This window comes from Streptomyces sp. NPDC006207, from assembly GCF_040613835.1.
Taxonomy (GTDB): Bacteria; Actinomycetota; Actinomycetes; order Streptomycetales; family Streptomycetaceae; genus Actinacidiphila.
Map to the genome: position 1 here is coordinate 1 of NZ_JBEXSX010000111.1, position 18,347 is coordinate 18,347.

Genomic DNA, 18,347 nt, shown 5'->3' on the forward strand with positions numbered 1-18,347 from the left:
TCGACAACGCAGCGTGGGGGCACCCCCGGCCGAAGGCTGGGGGAGTGCCGTGCCAGGCGCCGCGGGGCAGGCGGGCATTTGACGACACGGCCTAGCGGGCGAGGAACGGAAGCAGGGCCGCCGTGACGTCGGCGGGGGCTTCGAGGGCCACGAGGTGCGCCGCGGCCGGGAACTCGGCCAGGGTGGCGCCGGGGATCGTGGCGGCGTAGCGGCGGGCGATGTCCTGGAAGTCCGCCACGTCGAGGAGGCCGACGCCGATCAGGGTGGGCACGGAGAGTGCGGCAACGTCGCCGTCCGCGCGGCCCCGTGAGTGCGCCTCGACGGCGCCCTGATGGGTCAGCGCCGTCCGCAGCGGCCCGCGGAGCCGGTCGGCCGCCCCGGCGGGGACCTCGTCCCATCCGCGGGCCGGGCCGCGCAACCACATGTCCAGGTTGACGCGGACCGCGGCCTCGTGGTCGCCCGCTGCGAGCGCCTCGGTCTCGGCCTCGTCGTAGGCGATCATCTGCGGCGACCAGTCGTACCCGGGCCACGGCGGGGAGAGCACGGCCAGGGAGTGGACGCGCCCGGGGTTGGCGAGCGCGAAGTCGATTGCCACGCGGCCGCCGAAGGACGCACCGACCACGCGGGCGCGGTCGAGGCCGAAGTGGTCCAGGACGCGGCGCAGGTCGTCGTGCTCGCTGAACGGGCCGGCCGGTGGCGGGGACTGGCCGAAACCGCGCATGTCGTAGCGGATGACGGTGTGGTGCTGCGCGAGGCCGGGCACGACCCCGTCCCACATCCGGTGGTCGGCGACGCCCGCGTGCACGAGGACGACGGGCGGGCCTTCCCCCGTCACCGTGCAGGCGAGACGTCCGAGTTCGTCGGCGAGTATGAGCATCCGCAGATGCTCGCACGGAACCGAACCGCGCCGCGCATCGCAGGCGCCGGTGCCGGCACCGGCCTCAGCGCGTCGTGTACGTCAGGTAGGCGAACTGGCCGACCCGCTCGACGCCCGTCAGCCGCAGCCGGGCCGAGGTCAGCCTCCTCGGCAGCAGCGGTGCACCGGCGCCGAGGGTGACCGGGGCGACGCCCAGGATCAGGTCGTCCAGCAGCCCGTGGTCGGCGAAGGAGCCGACCAGTTCACCGCCGCCCACCAGCCAGATGTTCCGGCCCCCGGCGGCGGTGGCCATGGCCTGGTGGACGGCGCGGACGTCGTCGCGCACGAAGGTGACGTCCGCCCCGGGGACGGCGGGCAGGTCCCGGTGGGTGAAGACCCAGGCAGGGGTGGTGCCGTAGTACTCGGTCCACTTCCCGGGCCGCTCCAGGAGGCGGTCGTGCTGCAGGATCCACTCGTACGTGGTGGCGCCCATCGCGAAGGCCCCGACGTCGGCGAAGAAGGCCCTGAAGCTCTCGAAGCCCTCCCCCTCGACCTCGAAGAGCCAGTCGAGGGAGTCGTCCGGGTCGGCGATGAAGCCGTCGAGGCTGGTCGCGGTGAAGTACTGGGTCCTCGTCACCCCCTCAGCTTCGCATCGGGGGGTGACCGATCGTCGGCACTACAGCAGTCCTTCCGCCACCGGGCCGAGGGACAGGACGGGCAGGAAGTTCAGCAGGGCGAGGATCAGGGCGGCGCCGGTGGCCAGGACGACGAAGTTGACCCCGTGCGGGCGCAGGGTGCCGACCGTGACCACGCCGGCCCGCTGGCGCGCGAGGCGCCCCGCCAGGGCCAGGACGAACACCACGGGGACGTAGCGGCCGATCAGCATGGCGACGACCATCAGCAGGTTGTGCAGGTCGGTGGCGCCGTTGAAGCCGGCCATCGCGCTGCCGTTGCCGGCCGTGTTGCTGGTGTACGCGTAGACGAGTTCGGTCAGGCCGTGCGGGCCGGGGTTGCCCATCGAGGAGCGCCCGCCGGGCAGGGCGACGGCGATGGCCGAGCACACCAGGATCGCGGTGGGCGCGACGAGCGCGTAGAGCACGACGTACCGCATCTCCCCGGTGCCGATCCGCTTGCGCAGGTACTCGGGCGTGCGGCCGACCATCAGGCCGCCGACGAAGACCGCGACGAGGACGGCCACGAGCAGTCCGTACAGGCCGCTCCCGGTGCCGCCGGGCGCGACCTCGCCGAGCATCATGCCCGCCAGCAGGACGCCGCCGCCGAGGCTGGAGAAGCTGTCGTACGAGGAGTTGGCGGCGCCGTCCGCCGAGGCGGTGGCCGACACGCCGAACAGGGTGCTCGCCGGGACGCCGAACAGGGTGCTCGCCGGGACGCCGAACCGGGTCTCGGTGCCCTCGGTCTGGCCGCCCACCGCGGCGCCGACGGTGCCGGTGTGGGCGCTCTGGGCGAGGTGGGCGGCGGCCAGCAGCAGGCCGAAGAGGATGCCGACCACCGCGAGGAGGGTCCAGCTCTGCTTCAGGCTGCCGACGAGCCGGCCGTAGGTGCGGATCAGGGCGGTCGGGATGAGGAGCATGAGCACGATCTCGAGCGTGTTGCTCCAGGCCGAGGGGTTCTCCAGGGGGTGGGCGCTGTTGGCGTTGAAGACACCGCCGCCGTCGCCCGACATCAGCTTGATGGACTCCCAGGAGCCGACGGGGGCGGCGAGCTGGTCGCTCCCCGACAGGTGCTGCGGCACGCCGAGGGCGATCAGCAGGAGTCCGGAGACGACCGCGAGGGGCAGGAAGACGCGGAAGACGCTGCGGACGAGGTCGACCCAGAAGTTGCCGAGCCGGTCGGTGTCGCGCCGGACCAGCCCCCGGACGAGGGCCAGCGCGACGCAGATGCCGACCGCGCCGGAGGCGAACGCCTGGGTGCCCAGGCCCGCCATGACGGCGAGGTGGCCGGTGGTGGACTCGCCCGCGTAGTTCTGCCAGCTGGTGTTGGTGGTGAAGCTGACGGCGGTGTGCAGGGCGAGCCTCCACGGCATGCCGTCGCGACCGAGCGACCACGGCAACCGGTCCTGCAGGGTGAACAGGGCGAACAGGGCGGCGATGCTCACGGCCGAGAAGGCCAGCAGCGCGAACAGGTAGTGCCGCCAGTCCTGTTCCTTGTCGGGGTCGACGCCGCACAGGCGGTAGAGGGCGCGCTCGGGTCTCAGGTGGCGGCCGCCCTCAAGGGCGCGTGCCATGTAGTCGCCGAGCGGGACGTGGAGGCCCACCACGACGGCGATGACGAGGGAGGCCTGGATCCAGCCGTACATGTCTGCTCTCACGCTCCGCGCGTCGGGTGGGTGCGGTCCAGGGCGGCGTTGAGCTCGACGACGTTGACGGCGGGCTCGCCGAGCACGCCGAGGGCGCGGCCGGTGGTGTACTTCGCGATCAGGGCGCGCACGGTGTCCTCGCCAAGCGCCCGCTCGCGGGCGACGCGGGGTGCCTGGAGGCCCGCGTACGCGGGGCTGATGTCGGGGTCGAGGCCGCTGGCGCCGGCGGTGACCGCGTCGACGGGGACCTCGGGGCGGGCCTGGGCGTCGCCGCGTACGGGGGTGACGACGGCGCGGGTGTAGTCGGCGCCCGCGCAGCGGACGGCCACGTGCTCGTAGGCCGTGAGGAACGGCCGGGCGGGGCAGGGCTGGTTGAGGCTGACGACGCGGGTCACGCGGCCCGTGGTGCCGCCCTGGCGGAAGACCCCGAGCACGGCGCCGACGCCGTCGGGGGTGCAGTAGGGGCGCGAACCGTCGACGTGCTCCCGCTCGCCGATCGCCTTGCTGCGCGAGCACACCTGGGTGAGCAGGCTGGGCCTGTCGGGGGTGTCGACGACGTTCTCGGCGCCCTGGTTGCCGGCGCCGGAGGCCGCGGTGTCGTAGCCGTCGCCCGCGTTGGAGGGGCGCGACTGGAAGTAGCCGGGCAGTGGGTCGCCCTGGGCGTCGGTGTAGGCCTTGCCGATGAGCGTGTCGCGTGAGGAGGCGTCCCGCAGGCCCGGCGCCTGGGCGAGCAGCGTCATGCCGAGGGGGTAGGCCAGTCCGACGAGGAGGGTGAGCGCGAGCACCATGCGGACGGCCGCGAGGTGGTGCGCGGCCCAGCGGGGCAGCGTGGAGGTACCGGTCATGGTCAGATCCCCGGGATGAACTGGACGAGGGCGACGTCGATGAGCTTGATCGCGAGGAACGGCACGACCACCCCGCCGAGGCCGTACACCCACAGGTTGCGGGTGAGCAGCGCCGAGGCGCTGCTGGGCCGGTAGCGCACGCCCCGCAGGGCGAGCGGGATCAGCGCGACGATGACGACGGCGTTGAAGACGACGGCCGACAGGATCGCCGAGGCGGGCGAGTGCAGCCGCATGATGTTCACGGCGTCGAGGGCCGGGTAGACCCCGCCGAACATCGCGGGGAGGATCGCGAAGTACTTGGCGATGTCGTTGGCGATCGAGAAGGCCGTCAGCGCGCCACGGGTGATGAGGAGTTGCTTGCCGATCTCGACGATCTCCACGATCTTCGTGGGGTCGGAGTCGAGGTCGACCATGTTGCCCGCCTCCTTGGCGGCCGAGGTGCCGGTGTTCATGGCGACGCCCACGTCCGCCTGGGCCAGTGCCGGGGCGTCGTTGGTGCCGTCGCCGGTCATGGCGACGAGGTGGCCGCCGGCCTGCTCGTGCTTGATCAGGGCGAGCTTGTCCTCGGGGGTCGCCTCGGCGAGGAAGTCGTCCACGCCCGCCTCCTCGGCGATGGCGCGGGCGGTCACCGGGTTGTCGCCGGTGATCATCACGGTGCGGATGCCCATCCGGCGCATCTCCTCGAAGCGTTCGCGCAGCCCGGGCTTGACGACGTCCTTGAGGTGGATGACGCCCAGGACGCGCGCGGGGCCGCCGCCGGCCGGGAGTTCGGCGACGGCGAGCGGCGTCCCGCCCGCGGCGGACACCTGCTCGACGTACACGTCCATGCCCGCCGGGACCGTTCCGCCCTCGTCGCGGACCCAGGCGGCGACCGCGGCGGCGGCACCCTTGCGCAGCTTCCTGCCTCCGGGGAGGTCCACCCCGGACATGCGGGTGGTGGCGCTGAAGGCCACCCACCGGGCGTCGGGCAGGTCCATCTCGTCGGCCTTGTGGTGGGACAGCGCGTAGTGCTCGCGGGCGTGGGCGACGATGGAGCGTCCCTCGGGGGTCCGGTCGGCGAGGCTCGACAGCAGCGCGGACTGGGCGAACCGTTCGGGCTCGACGGCCCCGACCGGCAGGAAGGCGCTCGCCTGCCGGTTGCCGTAGGTGATGGTGCCGGTCTTGTCGAGCAGGAGCGTGTTCACGTCGCCCGCGGCCTCGACGGCGCGGCCGGAGGAGGCGAGGACGTTGCGCTGCACCAGGCGGTCCATTCCCGCGATGCCGATGGCCGACAGCAGGGCGCCGATCGTCGTCGGGATGAGGCAGACGAGCAGCGAGACCAGGACGATGCCGGTGACGCCGTCGGCGGTGATCGCGGCGCTGTCGGGGGCGGCGCCCATGAAGCCCTTGGAGAAGATCGCCATGGGCTGCAGGGTGACGACGGCGACCAGGAAGACGAAGGTCAGCATGACGAGCAGCAGGTTGAGGGCGAGCTCGTTCGGCATCTTCTGCCGGTTGGCGCCCTCGACCAGGCCGATCATCCGGTCCAGGAAGCTGCGTCCGGACTCCTGGGTGATGCGCACGACGATGCGGTCGGACAGCACCCTGGTGCCGCCGGTGACGGCCGAGCGGTCGCCACCCGCCTCGCGGATGACGGGTGCGGACTCGCCGGTGATGGCGGACTCGTCGACGCTGGCGACGCCCTCGACGACATCGCCGTCGCCAGGGATCGTCTCCCCGGCCTCGACGACGATGGTGTCACCGCGGCGCAGCGCGATGGCGTGCACCACCTTCTCGCCGTCCTCCGTCAGCCGACGGGCGGTGGTCAGCTTGCGCATGCGGCGCAAGGAGTCGGCCTGGGCCTTGCCGCGGCTCTCGGCGACGGCCTCGGCGAGGTTGCCGAAGACGACGGTCAGCCAGAGCCACACCGTGATCAGCCAGCCGAACAGGGTTGGATGGACGAGGGCCAGCCCGGTGGTCAGGGCCGCGCCGACCTCGGTGACGAACATGATCGGGTTACGGACCAGCGTCACCGGGTTGAGCTTGCGCAGGGCGTCGGGAAAGGCGAGCCACAGCTGTCCGGGGTCGAGCAGTCCTGCGCCGACCCGGCGCTTCCCGTCGGCCTCCGGGGGAAGCGCGGGGCTTTCACGGTCCGGTCTGACGGGTGCGGGTGCGGTGGTCATCGGATTCCCTCCGCGACGATCAGGCGGACGGCGTACTCCACACTCACCGGACTCTCTCTTCTGGTGGATCGGGACCCGTGGACCGGGCCTCTTGGAACGGAAATGGGCATGGCGCACCTCCGGGCAGGGGGACGCGGGGACATCACCTGCCCGGAGGGCGTTCGGACGGCGTCGGGGACGCCTGGTCGTGGGGCCTTGGGGGCCCCGGGGCTCAGAGCCCGATGTCGCGGTTGCGGAAGTCGGCGAGCGACTCGCGGCGGACCAGCAGCCGGGCCCGGCCCTCGTGGACCGCGACGACCGGCGGACGGCCGACGAGGTTGTACGTGGACGCCATCGACAGGTGGTAGGCGCCCGCGACCGGCACCGCCAGCAGGTCCCCGGGCCGGACGTCGGCCGGCAGGGGCACCGCGGAGGCGAGGATGTCACCGGCCTCGCAGTGCCGGCCGACCACGGTCATCAGGGCCGGTTCCTCCGTGGAGTGACGGCCGATCAGCCGGGGGCTGTAGCGCACCCCGTACAGCGCGGGCCGGGGGTTGTCGCTCATGCCGCCGTCGACGGCCACGAAGGTCTGTCCGCCGGTGCGCTTGACCGACAGCACGTGGTAGAGCGCGACACCGGCGGGGCCCACGATCGCGCGGCCCGGCTCCACCGTCAGCCGCGGCACCGGCAGCCCGGCGGCCGCGCAGCCCTCGGCGAGCTCGGCGCGTATCCGCGCGGACAGCGTCGTCAGGTCCATCGCCGCCTCGCCCGGCCGGTAGGCGACCGCGTGGCCGCCGCCCAGGTCCAGCTCCGGCAGCGTGACGCCGTGCTGCCTGCGTACGGCGGCCAGCAGCCCGACCAGCCGGCGCACGGCCGCGAGGTACGGCTTGACGCTGCTGATCTGCGAGCCCAGGTGGCAGTGGAGACCGACCAGTTCCAGCCGCGGCTGCTCCAGGACGCGCGCGATGGCGTGCTGCGCCGATCCGTCGGTCAGGGACAGCCCGAACTTCTGGTCGTCGGTGCCGGTGCGCACCGCGTTGTGGTGACCGGCGGCGATGCCCGGCACGATGCGGAGCAGCACCTTCTGCCGGTCCCCCGGCGGGACGTGGGCGGCCAGCCGGGCGATCTCGCCGGTGCTGTCGATCACGATCCGGCCCACGCCGAGGCGCAGCGCCGTGGCCAGGTCCTCCGGGCTCTTGGCGTTGCCATGGAGCAGGATGCGCTCCGGCGGGAAACCGGTGACGACCGCGAGCTCGAGCTCCCCGGCCGAGCAGACGTCGAGGCCGAGGCCCTCCTCGTCCACCCAGTGGGCCATGGCACGGCACATGAAGGCCTTGGCGGCGTACAGCACGTCGCCGTCGGGGAAGGCCGCGCGGTAGGCACGGCAGCGGTCGCGTACCTCGCCCTCGTCCAGGACGTAGGCGGGGGTGCCGAAGCGTTCGGCGATCTCCGTGAGGGGGACCCCGCCCACGGTGACCTCACCGTGGGGGGCGGAGGAGGCGGACGCGGGCCACACCGACAGGTCGGCGTCGGGGTACGCGGTCTCCAGGTGCTCGGTGACGAGAGTCATGACGGCGCTCCTTTCAGCCGATCCACAGGGCCAGGGCGTCGACCAGCGCGACCGCGCCGGTGACCCTGAGGACCCCGAGAGTCTGGGGGTCGAGCCGGCGACCGGTCTCCTCCGGTACGTCCGACACGGCGGGTGCGGCGAACTGCGGGTCCACGGTCAGTGCCGTGACGCCCAGCGGCCGGGCGAGCGACCGCAGCGCGGATTCCGACAGGGTGATCCACTGCTGGTCGGCGCCGAGCGTCTCGGTGAGGCGCTCGGTGGTGGTGAAGCCGACGGCTGTGCGGCCGCCCAGGGGCGTGCGGAACATGCGCGCGACGCATCCCACGGGTCCCGGCCGGACGGGGACGTACAACGTCTCCCGGTGTCGTCCGGCCGGGGACGGATCCGAAGGCTCGGGGTCGTCCCCGTACATGAGCTCTGTCATGGCTTCCTCCTGCTGCGGCACCTGCTGCGGTTCCTGGGGCGCCCCGGCCGGGGCCGGCATTCCGGGACGCACCAGGGACGCTATGCCCGCCGCCTGGGGGGTGGGGGCGATCCCTGACGCGACGTTTACGGCGAGCGCGCGAACGTTAACGGCGCGGGTCGCGGGGGTGGGGCGGGCGGCGTCAGGATCGCGACAAGGACCCCTGGTCCGCGCGTTTCCGGGCGTTTCATGGAAGGCATGAGTGAGGTCCGCGAAGAGTGCGTCGTCGTCGGCGTCAGCGGCTCCCCCGGGAGCGTGGCGGCGCTGCGCCGGGCCGCCGAGGAGGCCCGGCGGCGGGAGTGCGTGCTGACCGTGGTCACCGCCTGGGAGACGGCCTGGGACGGTGCCGGTGCGACGCAGAACCGGTGGCCGCCGCCCCCGCCGGACCCCGACCGGTGGCGACGGCTGGCCCGGCGCCGGCTCCTCATGGCCTTGGACGCCGCCTTCGACGGCGACCTGCCGCTGGACCCCCCGGTGCGTCCGGTCCTCGCGCTGGGCCGTCCGGGACCGGCGCTGGTGGAGGTGGCCGGCGAGGGCGCGGGACTGCTGGTGGTCGGTGCCGGTTCCCACGGCCCCTGGCAGCGGCTCTTCGCGCCGTCCGTCGCGGCGCACTGCTTCACGCACGCCCGCTGCCCGGTACTGGCCGTGCCGTCCGCGCCCGGACTGCCGTCGGCCCGGGGTGGCGGGAGCGGGCGGCGGTTCGGCGCCAGGTGGCGCCGGGACGGATTCGTCACCCCCTGAGCCCGGCACCACGAGGGTCAACACCGCAGGGCAGGCATGGCCCTGCGGCGGTCCAACCCCGCAACCCACGCGGCGGGTTGGAAAACGGTCAGGGTCACGCGCCGGCCAGGGTCGCGCCCGGGACCGGCACGACGCGGAGGTGGACGGCGGTCCGCGGGTGCGGGCTTGGCTCGCGGCCAGGACGCGATATAGCGTTAGTTCGCGACCTGTGTATCGCGTCTCACCGAAGCCGCCGACCAGAACGGGGTGGGGACATGCCGGAGGAGATCCCGCCAGCGGGTGGACCGTCCGCTACGGGCGCGCCGCTCGCGCCGCCCCCGTTGCGGGCCTCGCACGCGGACCGGGACCGGGTGGTGGACGTCCTGACCGTGGCCGCGGGCGACGGGCGGCTGTCCGCCGACGAGCTGGACGAGCGCCTGGAGGCCGCCCTGTCGGCCCGTACGCTCGACGAACTGGCACCGCTCACCGCCGACCTTCCGGCGGCCGCGGGGGCGCCGGGCGTGGCCGCAACGGACGTCAAGGACCTGGTCCGGGTCGACCACCGCGGAGGTTCGTTCCGCCGCGTCGACCGGTGGGTCGTGCCGCGGCGCATGGAGGTCCGGTCGGAGTGGGGCGAGGTGCTGCTCGACTTCACCGCCGCCGTGATCACGCAGGACACCCTCCGCATCGACGTGGACGTCCGTGGCGGCTCCCTGGTGCTGGTGACGCGGCCCGGGATCGTGGTGGACGCCGACGAGCTGGCCGTCAGCTTCGGCAAGGTGGACATCCGGCCGGCGGCCGGCCCGGCGACACCGGTGGCGCTGCGCGTGGAGCTGGTGGGTGAGCTGGAGTTCGGGCAGGTGCGGGCGCGGCCGCCGCGGCGGACGTTCCTGCGGTGGCTCTTCCGCCGTCCCGCCGCGCTCCCGGCGCTCACCGGCTGATCCGGCGCGCGGCCACGGTGCGGGCGCCCCCGGTCCGGCCGTCTCGTCCCGCGGCGGGCCGGGGCCCGCGATACTGACCGGCGATGAGCCTCCGCATGGTGCCCCTGCGCTTCGGCATGCCCTACGGCGCGCCCTCCACCGGTCCGTCACGGGAGGTCTACGTCCCTCCCGTCGAGGCGGGGGACGACGGTTTCAGCGAACTGATCTTCGCGGCCGAGACCGTGGCGGTCTGCGTCGTCGCGGCGCTGTTGGTCGTCTTCCTGGTGACGGACCGCCGGTCCCCCAAGCGGCGGGCCCGCCACCGCCGTTGACGCCAGTTGTCAGGCCGGGCCGGCCGGGCCCGCCCGGGCGGACGCGGCACCTCGTCAGCCCGATCCTGTTCCCCGCCGAGGCCCCGGCCGGCTGAAGGACCCGGGCACGTCACACCGCGCGGCGCCGCACGAACTGACGCGGGGCGCCGAACTCGATGCGCCAGTCGTTGCTGCGCATCAAGGTCCCGCTGCCCCTGGGGTACTCGAAGTCGCAGGCGCCCCGCAGGGTGAACCCCAGGCGGCGGCACAGGGCGTTCGACGGTGCGTTCCGCACGGACGGGAAGGCGTGCAGCGCATGGGGAGCCCCCGGGGTGCGGGCGGCCTCGCGCACGACGGCGATCAGCGCGGCACCGGCCGCGGCGGCGATGCCCCTGCCCTGGTACGGCGGCAGGACGTTCCACCCGGTCTCATAGACCGGTTCGCCCTGCCAGTCCCGGCGGTGGTACGCGATGCTGCCCACCGGCTCGTCGCCGAGGAGCACGGCGTACATGCGGCCCAGCCCGGCTTCCGGGAGGGCCAGGTAGCGCTGGTGCCGGGCGAGCAGCCGCTCCTCGGGCTCGGGGCCCCCGACGTGCCGCCGCATCTCGGGGGTGTTGATCCGCCGCAGGAGCGGAAGGTCCGCCTCCGACCAGGGCTCCAGGTGAACGTCCATGCGGAGGAGCCTGGCAGGGCCCCGTGGCGCCTTGCACCTTCGTTTCCCCCGGGGCGCACCCGGCGCGGGTACTGCGTGTGGCGGCGGGTACGATCTGCCGCGATGCGCAGTGACGGAGGAGCCGGCCGAGGCGGTGCGATACCCGCCCGCCTGAGCGGTGTTGTCCTCGTCCTGTGCGGGCTGCTCGCCGCCCTCGCGGTCTGCGGCCGCTCCGGGGCGCCGGACGACCCGTACGGCCCCGCGCGGACCCTCGTCTCCTCGCACGTCGCGTACGTCGCCGACGAGGTGTGCACGGACGGCCATGACCCCGGCAGGCGCGGCAACGGCTGCTCCCCCGCGGAGCACACGCCGGTGACCCTGGGCTCCGCGCCCCTGCCGCACCTCGCCGGCGCGGAACTGCCGTCGGTGTGGCCGCCCGCGGCCGCCGCCGCGGGACTGCGTGCGCCGTCCCCCGGCACCGTGCGCTCCCTCGACCTGCACATGCTCCAGATCCAGCGGACGTAGAAGGGCCGACCGCACCGGCGGCGACCGCCGGTGCGCGCCGTACGTCATCCGACCCTTCACCAGCACCGCCGTGTCACCGACGCGGCGGGGAATCAGGACATGCCATGGGTTCCCCCCATTCCAAGGCCAGGGCCACCGACCGCCGTGCGCGCGTCGAGGAGATACGCCGCCAGGAGCAGGCCCGCGAACGCCGCAACCGGATCATCACCGTCACCGCGTGCACGGCCATCCTCGTCGCGCTGGTCGGTGGCGGCGTCTACCTGGTCAACGCCGCCGGCGACGACGGCGCCGGCAGCGGGAAGACCGCGGCCGCCGGCTCCATCAGCGGGGAGAAGACGTGGTCCGGGCTCACGCAGAACCACGTCGACAAGACCGTCGACTACCCCATGAGCCCGCCCGCCGGCGGCGACCACAACCCCGTCTGGCAGAACTGCAACGGCGACGTCTACGACAAGCCCGTCACCGATGAGAACGCCGTGCACGCCCTGGAGCACGGCGCGGTGTGGGTGACGTACACCGACAAGGCGTCGGACGCCGACGTCAAGACGCTCGGCGCCCGCGTCTCGAAGACCCCGTACTCCCTGATGAGCCCTTACGCGGACCAGGCCTCACCGATCACCCTCACCGCGTGGGGCCACCAGTTGGGCGTCACCAAGGCCGACGATCCGCGCGTGGCGAAGTTCTTCGACACCTATGTGCAGGGCGACCAGACCCCCGAGCCCGGCGCGCCCTGCACCGGAGGCAAGGCCTCGTGACCGCCGCCCGGGGCGCGGGCAGGCCGCTGCTCGCGCTCGCCGGCGCCATGGCGCTGGTCATGGTCGCGGCCCTGGCCTTCACCCTGCTCACGGCACGGCCCAGCAGCGGGGGCACCCCGGCCACGGACTCACCCGACGCCGGCTTCGCGCGCGCCATGGCGATCCACCACCAGCAAGCGGTGGAGCTGTCCCTGATCGTCCGCGACCGCACGGACGACGAGGACGTCCGCAGGCTCGCCTACGACGTCATCAACACCCAGGCCAACCAGCGCGGCATGCTGCTCGGCTGGCTGGACGTCTGGGGGCTTCCCAAGTCGTCGTCGAAGCCGCCCATGACGTGGATGGGCCACGACACGGCCTACGCGCCCCACGACGGGTCGCTGATGCCGGGCATGGCCACGGACACCGAACTGCGACGGCTCGACGCGGCCCGGGGCAAGGCCGCCGCGGTCCTCTACCTCCAACTGCTCACCGCCCACCACAAGGGCGGCGTGGAGATGGCCGCCGCGGCCGCCGACCTCGCCCGGACCGACCAGGTACGGCGCTTGGCGGCGGGCATGGTCCAGGGCCAGGAGGCGGAGATACGCCTGATGGCGGACATGCTCGCGGCCCGCGGCGCGAGTCCGAACGCCTGATCCCGCCGGGGGCGCTCCCGGAGGCCGCTTGCCTCCGGGGGCCCCGGCGGTCCCGCGGCCGGGGCCGGGCGCGTCGGTGCAGGTCACCGCCGTCTTATCGAAGTTGACAACGGTCACCGGTGCAGTCTTTGCCGATCGGTGTGCCGATGTGTTTCCCTGCGGGTGTCGTACCTGGAACGGGGAGGTCGCCGCACCATGAACGCGCACGATCACGAGCACGAGCACGAGCACGGGCACGGGCATGGGCACGGGCACGGTGTGGCCGAGAACGCCGACCGGCGCTGGCTGGGGCTCGCGCTGGGGCTGATCGCCGGCTTCATGGCCGTCGAGGTCGTCGTCGGTCTGCTGGTGGGGTCCCTCGCGCTGCTCTCCGACGCCGCGCACATGCTCACCGACGCCGCCTCGATCGTGCTGGCGCTCGTCGCGATGCGGCTGGCGGCGCGCCCGGCGCGGGGCGGCTTCACGTACGGGCTCAAGCGCGCCGAGATCCTCTCGGCGCAGGCGAACGGCATCACCCTGCTGCTCCTCGCCGCGTGGCTGGCGTACGAGGCGGTGCGGCGGCTCGTCTCACCGCCCGACGTGGCGGGCGGCCCGGTGCTGGTCACCGCGCTGGCCGGAGTGGTCGTCAACGTCGGCGCCGCATGGTGCCTGTCGCGGGCCAACCGCACGTCCCTCAACGTCGAGGGCGCGTTCCAGCACGTGCTGAACGACCTGTACGCCTTCATCGGCACCGCTGTGGCGGGCCTGGTCGTCCTGCTGACCGGGTTCGTCCGCGCCGACGCCATCGCGACGCTCGTGGTGGTCGGCCTGATGCTCAAGGCGGGGTGCGGGCTGGTGCGCGACTCCGGGCGGATCTTCCTGGAGGCGGCCCCGGCAGGGCTGGACACGGACGAGGTGGGCGACCGCCTCGCCGCCCACGACGCCGTCACCGAGGTCCACGACCTGCACATCTGGACCATCACCTCCGGCCAGCCCGCCCTGTCGGCGCACGTCCTGGTCGAGCCGGGCGGTGACTGCCATGCCGTCCGGCGCGACCTGGAGCACCTGCTCGGCGCGGACTACGGGCTCACCCACACCACCCTGCAGGTCGACCACGCGCCCGCCGAGCTCCTCACCGTGGGCGGTGCCCCGGACGCCGGGTCCGGTAGGGCGGACGGCCACTGCGGCGAGGCGCACGGTCCGGTGCACCGCGCCGGGCCGCACGGGCACTGACCCACCCGCTCAGCCGAGGCCCGGCACAAACTGCACCACGGCCATGTCGATGAGCTTGATGCCCAGGAACGGCAGGACCAGCCCGCCGATCCCGTACACCATCAGGTTGCGCCGCAGCAGGTCGCCCGCCGAGGAGGGCGTGTAGCGGACGCCGCGCAGCGCCAGCGGGATCAGCGCCACGATGATGAGGGCGTTGAAGATGATCGCCGAGGTGATCGCGGACGCCGGGCTGTGCAGCCGCATGACGTTGAGGGCGGACAGCCCGGGATAGGTCGCCGCGAACATCGCGGGGATGATCGCGAAGTACTTCGCCACGTCGTTGACGATGGAGAAGGTCGTCAGGGCACCCCGGGTGATGAGCAGTTGCTTGCCGACCTCGACGATCTCGATCAGCTTGGTGGGGTCGGAGTCCAGGTCCACCATGTTCCCGGCCTCCTTGGCGGCCGAGGTGCCGGTGTTCATCGCCACGCCCACGTCCGCCTGGGCCAGCGCCGGGGCGTCGTTGGTGCCGTCACCGGTCATCGCGACCAGGTTGCCGCCGGCCTGCTCCCGCTTGATGAGGGCGAGCTTGTCCTCCGGGGTCGCCTCGGCCAGCACGTCGTCGACGCCGGCCTCATCGGCGATGGCACGCGCGGTGAGCGGGTTGTCCCCGGTGACCATCACCGTGCGGATGCCCATCCGCCGCAGTTCCGCGAAGCGTTCGCGGATGCCGTCCTTGACGACGTCCTTGAGGTGGACGACGCCGAGGACCCGCGCGCCGTTCCAGTCGTCGAGGGCCACCAGCAGGGGGGTGCCGCCCGAGGCGCCGATGGCGTCCACCAGGTGACCTGCCTCCTCGGGGACCTGGCCCCCGCGACCGGTGACCCAGCCGGCCACCGTGCCGGCCGCGCCCTTGCGCACGGAGGCGCCCGCGCCGTCCTCCCAGCGCAGATCGACCCCGCTCATGCGGGTGCGGGCGGTGAAGGGCACGAAGCGGGTCTGTCCGAGCTCGCCCTCCGACGGGGCGCGCAGCCCGTACCGTTGCTTGGCCAGGACGACGATGGAGCGGCCCTCGGGGGTCTCGTCGGCGAGGCTGGAGACCTGCGCGGCCTGCGCGAGCTGCATGGCGTCGACGCCGGTGAGCGGGATGAACGCGGCGGCCCGGCGGTTGCCGAACGTGATGGTGCCGGTCTTGTCCAGCAGCAGGGTGGAGACGTCCCCGGCCGCCTCGACGGCACGCCCGGACATCGCCAGCACGTTGCGCTGCACGAGGCGGTCCATGCCGGCGATGCCGATCGCCGAGAGCAGCGCGCCGATGGTCGTCGGGATCAGGGTGACCAGCAGGGCCACGAGGACGACGGTGCTCTGCGCCGCGTCCGCGTAGGCGGCCATCGGCTGGAGGGTGACGACGACCAGGATGAAGACGATCGTGAGCGAGGCCAGCAGGATGTTGAGGGCGATCTCGTTGGGCGTCTTCTGCCGGGTGGCGCCCTCGACCAGGGCGATCATGCGGTCGAGGAAGGTCCGGCCCGGGCGGGAGGTGACGCGCACGACGATGCGGTCGGAGAGCACCTTCGTGCCGCCGGTGACCCCCGAACGGTCGCCGCCCGCCTCCCGGATCACGGGGGCGGACTCGCCCGTGATGGCCGACTCGTCGACGGCGGCGATCCCGTCGACGACCTCGCCGTCGCCCGGCACGGTCTCCCCCGCCTCGACGAGGACGACGTCGAACGGCTTCAGCTCGCCGGCGGGGATCGTCTGCTCGGTGTGGTCACGGCCGTAGGGGCGCCAGCCGGTCAGCCGCCGGGCGACGGTGTCGGTCCTGGTGCGGCGCAGCGCCTCGGCCTGGGCCTTGCCGCGGCCCTCGGCGACGGCCTCCGCCAGGTTGGCGAAGACGACGGTGAGCCAGAGCCAGGCGCTGATCACCCAGGCGAAGACGCTCGGATGCACGACCGCCGAGGCGGTGGTCAGCGCGGCGCCGGTCTCGACGACGAACAGGACGGGGGTGCGCACCATGCGGCGGGGGTCGAGCTTGCGCAGCGCCTCGGGCAACGCCTCCAGGAGCAGGCGGGGATCCAGCAGGCCTGCGGACACCTTGCGCCTGCCGCCGGGGCGTACGGGCGGCTGCGTGGGCGGGGCCGGGGTGCGGTCGGTCGAGGGAGCCAGGGGCTGCATGCTCGGGGTGCCTTCTGCTGGTCTGTTCACCGGTGGACGGTCACCAGCACACCGTCGCCGGGAGGACCGCGGCACGCTCCTGACAGGTCCTTTGCGGTACGGGAGGGCGATTCTGACGCGGCGTTGACGTGCCCGTGCGCGCGCAGGTGACGCCGCCACGGCAAGCGGGCGGGGCGCGCGTCAGGGCGCCGTCAGGAATCGCCGCCGGTCCTTGTCCGCGGATCCGCCGCGGCATTGGATGGGGAGCGTGAACAGCGGCCCGCGCCATGACGACCGGCCACCCCATCGGGTGCCGCCGGTACCGCGCGCTGTCCTCCCGCCGGTGTCCTGAGGGCACCGGTTTCCCGTGGCCGCCCCGGGCGGCCGCCCCTGTTCCCCGTACGCGAGCGCCGTCACCCGTGTGTCCGGCGCGATGTGGCGTACCGATCCACGGAGTGGTCCATGTCTGCGTCCTTCGTCCCCGTCGTCCCCCCGCGCACCGCCCTGGTCACCGGGGCGACGTCCGGCATCGGGTGGGAGACCGCCCGGCTGCTCGCCGAGCGGGGCTGCACGGTCATCGTCCACGGTCGCGACACGGAGTCGGCGCACCACGCGGTGGAGCGGCTGGTGGCGGCCGGCACCGAACGGGTCCGGCTGCGCCTGGCGGTGGCCGACTTCACCCGGCTCTCCGAGGTCCGCCACCTGGCGGCCACCGTGCGGGGCCTGCATCCCGCGCTGGACGTCCTCGTCAACAACGCCGCGGTCGTCGCGCCGGAGCGCCACACCCTCACGGCCGACGGCCACGAGATCTCCTTCCAGGTGAACTTCCTCGCGGCCTACCTGCTCACGCGTGAGCTGGCCGGCCCGCTGGCGGCGCGCCCCGGCGCCCGGGTGGTCAACGTGTCGTCCGCGACGCACCGGTCGGCCTCCCTGGCGTGGAGCGACCTGAACCGTTCCCGCCGCTACTCGCGGCACGCCGCGTACGCCCAGTCGCAGCTGGCCCTCACCGTCTTCGCCCGGGCGGCCGCGCCGGCCGGCGTCACGGCCGTCAGCGTGCACCCGGGGGTGTGCGAGACGCGTCTGCTGCCGCTGTACGCGCACGAGGGCGAGCCCGCTGCCGAGGGCGCCGCGCGGGTGGCCCGGCTGTGCGACCCGGAGACCGAACTCGTCCCGGGCGCCTACTACGACCGGGCCACGCTCGCCCCGGCCGCCCGGACCGCGGTCGAGGACCGCACGGTGCACCGTCTGTGCAAGGTCGCCGACCTGCTCGTCACCGCCTGAGGGGAGGACCACCGTGTCCAAGCGTGCCCGCAAGAAGAGGGCCAGGCGCAAGAAGGGCGCCGGCCACGGCAACAAGCCCGGCCAGGGCTGATGTCCTCACGGCGGTGCGGACCGCAGGGTCGACGACCCCGGTCCGCACCGCCGTCCGTTTCGCAGCACGTACCACGGCGTACGCGGAAGGTGTGATCACCGGTGATCGAAGTCCCCTCCCTGGACGGCTGGTTCCCCTCCGGGGTGCCCGGGCCCGCGGCGCTCGCGGAGCACGTGGAGGCGACCGGCAACGGGCAGTGGTGGGCCGACCGGGCGGTCGGGCCCCGCGCGGTCGCGGTGGCGTGCGCGGACCACGTGCTGCTGGAGGGCGATCCCCGGTACCTCGACCCGGACGCGCTCGCTGCCCTGGGGAACGACGGCTACGTCCTGGCGCGCACGGCTTTCCTGCCGGTCCTGGGGGCGGCGTTCGACCGGATCGTGCCCTGGGAGCGGATGATCTGGGTGCAGTCGCGGCCGGTGCCGCGGAGGCTGCCGCCGCGGGACGTGGTGGTGCGCAGGCTGGCGCCGGGAGACGGAGCGGCCGTGGCCGGCGCGGGCGACGACGCCGCCTGGATCAGCCGTAGTTGGGGCGGTGCGCACGGGCTCGCAGCGTCGGGCCACGCGTGGGGGGCGTTCCGCTCGGGCCGCCTGGTCTCGCTGGCGTGCACGTACTTCCTCGGCGGCGTGTACGAGGACCTCGCGGTCGTCACGCTGCGCGGCCACCGCCGCGAGGGCCTGGCACTCGCCTGCCTGTCGGGCCTGTGCGGCGACGTCGCGGCCCGCGGTCGCACACCCAGCTGGACCTGCTCGCGCGGGAACCGGCCCAGCCGGCGGCTGGCCTGGACGGCGGGTTTCCGGCTGTTCGGCGAGTACGTCCACTACGGCGTCGGGCGGCCCGCGGCAGCGGGCCGCCCGGGGTGGGTAACACGCGCCCGGAACTCAAGTTGACAGCCGGCCCCGCCCGCGCCGACGCGGGGGAGG

At 73.7% G+C, this 18,347-nt stretch carries 18 protein-coding genes; 9 read left to right on the forward strand and 9 right to left on the reverse strand.

What is annotated here, in order from left to right:
• Positions 1 to 91: 91 nt before the first annotated feature.
• From ABZ312_RS43600 to ABZ312_RS43630, 7 genes are all read right to left on the reverse strand, one after another.
• A complete protein-coding gene (locus tag ABZ312_RS43600; protein WP_500329351.1) occupies positions 92 to 877 on the reverse strand; it encodes an alpha/beta fold hydrolase in 786 nt (261 codons plus the stop codon).
• Positions 878 to 941: 64 nt separating this feature from the next.
• Complete coding sequence (locus ABZ312_RS43605) at positions 942 to 1,493, reverse strand: dihydrofolate reductase family protein (RefSeq protein WP_500440080.1); 552 nt, start codon at positions 1,491 to 1,493, stop codon at positions 942 to 944.
• Positions 1,494 to 1,532: 39 nt separating this feature from the next.
• The gene (gene kdpA / locus ABZ312_RS43610) at positions 1,533 to 3,185 is read right to left on the reverse strand and encodes a potassium-transporting ATPase subunit KdpA (protein ID WP_500440081.1); all 1,653 of its coding nucleotides are present in this window, start codon (positions 3,183 to 3,185) and stop codon (positions 1,533 to 1,535) included.
• Complete coding sequence (locus ABZ312_RS43615) at positions 3,182 to 4,018, reverse strand: potassium-transporting ATPase subunit C (RefSeq protein WP_500440082.1); 837 nt, start codon at positions 4,016 to 4,018, stop codon at positions 3,182 to 3,184. Before ABZ312_RS43615 ends, kdpA begins: the two co-directional genes overlap by 4 nt.
• A 2-nt stretch (positions 4,019 to 4,020) precedes the next feature.
• A complete protein-coding gene (gene kdpB, locus ABZ312_RS43620; protein ID WP_500440083.1) occupies positions 4,021 to 6,180 on the reverse strand; it encodes a potassium-transporting ATPase subunit KdpB in 2,160 nt (719 codons plus the stop codon).
• Between the two features lie 211 nt (positions 6,181 to 6,391).
• On the reverse strand, positions 6,392 to 7,729 hold the full coding sequence (gene lysA / locus ABZ312_RS43625; protein WP_500358944.1) for a diaminopimelate decarboxylase: 1,338 nt from the start codon (positions 7,727 to 7,729) through the stop codon (positions 6,392 to 6,394).
• Positions 7,730 to 7,742: 13 nt separating this feature from the next.
• On the reverse strand, positions 7,743 to 8,153 hold the full coding sequence (locus tag ABZ312_RS43630) for an SAV_915 family protein (protein WP_499509435.1): 411 nt from the start codon (positions 8,151 to 8,153) through the stop codon (positions 7,743 to 7,745).
• Positions 8,154 to 8,390: 237 nt separating this feature from the next.
• On the opposite strand from ABZ312_RS43630, the gene ABZ312_RS43635 reads away from it, so the two are divergent.
• From ABZ312_RS43635 to ABZ312_RS43645, 3 genes are all read left to right on the forward strand, one after another.
• On the forward strand, positions 8,391 to 8,933 hold the full coding sequence (locus ABZ312_RS43635; protein ID WP_500440084.1) for a universal stress protein: 543 nt from the start codon (positions 8,391 to 8,393) through the stop codon (positions 8,931 to 8,933).
• Between the two features lie 254 nt (positions 8,934 to 9,187).
• Complete coding sequence (locus ABZ312_RS43640) at positions 9,188 to 9,853, forward strand: DUF1707 SHOCT-like domain-containing protein (protein WP_500440085.1); 666 nt, start codon at positions 9,188 to 9,190, stop codon at positions 9,851 to 9,853.
• Between the two features lie 83 nt (positions 9,854 to 9,936).
• Positions 9,937 to 10,164, forward strand: a complete 228-nt coding sequence (locus tag ABZ312_RS43645; protein WP_500329343.1) for a hypothetical protein — start codon at positions 9,937 to 9,939, stop codon at positions 10,162 to 10,164.
• Positions 10,165 to 10,273: 109 nt separating this feature from the next.
• Here ABZ312_RS43645 and ABZ312_RS43650 read toward each other — a convergent pair whose 3' ends face one another.
• Positions 10,274 to 10,816 carry a GNAT family N-acetyltransferase gene (locus ABZ312_RS43650; protein WP_500329342.1) on the reverse strand — a complete coding sequence of 181 codons (543 nt, stop codon included), beginning with the start codon at positions 10,814 to 10,816 and terminating at the stop codon, positions 10,274 to 10,276.
• A 102-nt stretch (positions 10,817 to 10,918) separates the two neighbouring features.
• Here ABZ312_RS43650 and ABZ312_RS43655 point away from each other — a divergent pair, with 102 nt between their 5' ends.
• From ABZ312_RS43655 to ABZ312_RS43670, 4 genes are all read left to right on the forward strand, one after another.
• Entirely contained in the window at positions 10,919 to 11,320 is a 402-nt protein-coding gene (locus ABZ312_RS43655; RefSeq protein WP_500440086.1) for a hypothetical protein, read from the forward strand.
• A gap of 104 nt (positions 11,321 to 11,424) precedes the next feature.
• On the forward strand, positions 11,425 to 12,075 hold the full coding sequence (locus ABZ312_RS43660) for a thioredoxin-like domain-containing protein (protein ID WP_500329340.1): 651 nt from the start codon (positions 11,425 to 11,427) through the stop codon (positions 12,073 to 12,075).
• Positions 12,076 to 12,122: 47 nt separating this feature from the next.
• The gene (locus ABZ312_RS43665; RefSeq protein WP_500329411.1) at positions 12,123 to 12,710 is read left to right on the forward strand and encodes a DUF305 domain-containing protein; all 588 of its coding nucleotides are present in this window, start codon (positions 12,123 to 12,125) and stop codon (positions 12,708 to 12,710) included.
• A 195-nt stretch (positions 12,711 to 12,905) separates the two neighbouring features.
• A complete protein-coding gene (locus ABZ312_RS43670) occupies positions 12,906 to 13,922 on the forward strand; it encodes a cation diffusion facilitator family transporter (RefSeq protein ID WP_500440087.1) in 1,017 nt (338 codons plus the stop codon).
• A gap of 9 nt (positions 13,923 to 13,931) precedes the next feature.
• On the opposite strand, the gene kdpB (ABZ312_RS43675) is transcribed toward ABZ312_RS43670, so the two are convergent.
• A complete protein-coding gene (gene kdpB / locus ABZ312_RS43675; protein ID WP_500329338.1) occupies positions 13,932 to 16,076 on the reverse strand; it encodes a potassium-transporting ATPase subunit KdpB in 2,145 nt (714 codons plus the stop codon).
• Positions 16,077 to 16,517: 441 nt separating this feature from the next.
• On the opposite strand from kdpB (ABZ312_RS43675), the gene ABZ312_RS43680 reads away from it, so the two are divergent.
• Together ABZ312_RS43680 and ABZ312_RS43685 are read left to right on the forward strand one after the other, a co-directional pair.
• Complete coding sequence (locus ABZ312_RS43680) at positions 16,518 to 17,336, forward strand: SDR family NAD(P)-dependent oxidoreductase (RefSeq protein WP_500329337.1); 819 nt, start codon at positions 16,518 to 16,520, stop codon at positions 17,334 to 17,336.
• Between the two features lie 192 nt (positions 17,337 to 17,528).
• Entirely contained in the window at positions 17,529 to 18,314 is a 786-nt protein-coding gene (locus ABZ312_RS43685; RefSeq protein ID WP_500440088.1) for a GNAT family N-acetyltransferase, read from the forward strand.
• Positions 18,315 to 18,347: the final 33 nt, after the last annotated feature.

Bases quoted from the DNA above. Each gene is read 5' to 3' on its own strand.
- ABZ312_RS43600 (WP_500329351.1), bottom strand. From the start codon at position 877: ATGCTCATACTCGCCGACGAACTCGGACGTCTCGCCTGCACGGTGACG.
- ABZ312_RS43615 (WP_500440082.1), bottom strand. From the start codon at position 4,018: ATGACCGGTACCTCCACGCTGCCCCGCTGGGCCGCGCACCACCTCGCG.
- kdpB (WP_500440083.1), bottom strand. From the start codon at position 6,180: ATGACCACCGCACCCGCACCCGTCAGACCGGACCGTGAAAGCCCCGCG.
- lysA (WP_500358944.1), bottom strand. From the start codon at position 7,729: ATGACTCTCGTCACCGAGCACCTGGAGACCGCGTACCCCGACGCCGAC.
- ABZ312_RS43630 (WP_499509435.1), bottom strand. From the start codon at position 8,153: ATGACAGAGCTCATGTACGGGGACGACCCCGAGCCTTCGGATCCGTCC.
- ABZ312_RS43635 (WP_500440084.1), top strand. From the start codon at position 8,391: ATGAGTGAGGTCCGCGAAGAGTGCGTCGTCGTCGGCGTCAGCGGCTCC.
- ABZ312_RS43640 (WP_500440085.1), top strand. From the start codon at position 9,188: ATGCCGGAGGAGATCCCGCCAGCGGGTGGACCGTCCGCTACGGGCGCG.
- ABZ312_RS43645 (WP_500329343.1), top strand. From the start codon at position 9,937: ATGAGCCTCCGCATGGTGCCCCTGCGCTTCGGCATGCCCTACGGCGCG.
- ABZ312_RS43650 (WP_500329342.1), bottom strand. From the start codon at position 10,816: ATGGACGTTCACCTGGAGCCCTGGTCGGAGGCGGACCTTCCGCTCCTG.
- ABZ312_RS43655 (WP_500440086.1), top strand. From the start codon at position 10,919: ATGCGCAGTGACGGAGGAGCCGGCCGAGGCGGTGCGATACCCGCCCGC.
- ABZ312_RS43660 (WP_500329340.1), top strand. From the start codon at position 11,425: ATGGGTTCCCCCCATTCCAAGGCCAGGGCCACCGACCGCCGTGCGCGC.
- ABZ312_RS43665 (WP_500329411.1), top strand. From the start codon at position 12,123: ATGGCGCTGGTCATGGTCGCGGCCCTGGCCTTCACCCTGCTCACGGCA.
- ABZ312_RS43670 (WP_500440087.1), top strand. From the start codon at position 12,906: ATGAACGCGCACGATCACGAGCACGAGCACGAGCACGGGCACGGGCAT.
- kdpB (WP_500329338.1), bottom strand. From the start codon at position 16,076: ATGCAGCCCCTGGCTCCCTCGACCGACCGCACCCCGGCCCCGCCCACG.
- ABZ312_RS43680 (WP_500329337.1), top strand. From the start codon at position 16,518: ATGTCTGCGTCCTTCGTCCCCGTCGTCCCCCCGCGCACCGCCCTGGTC.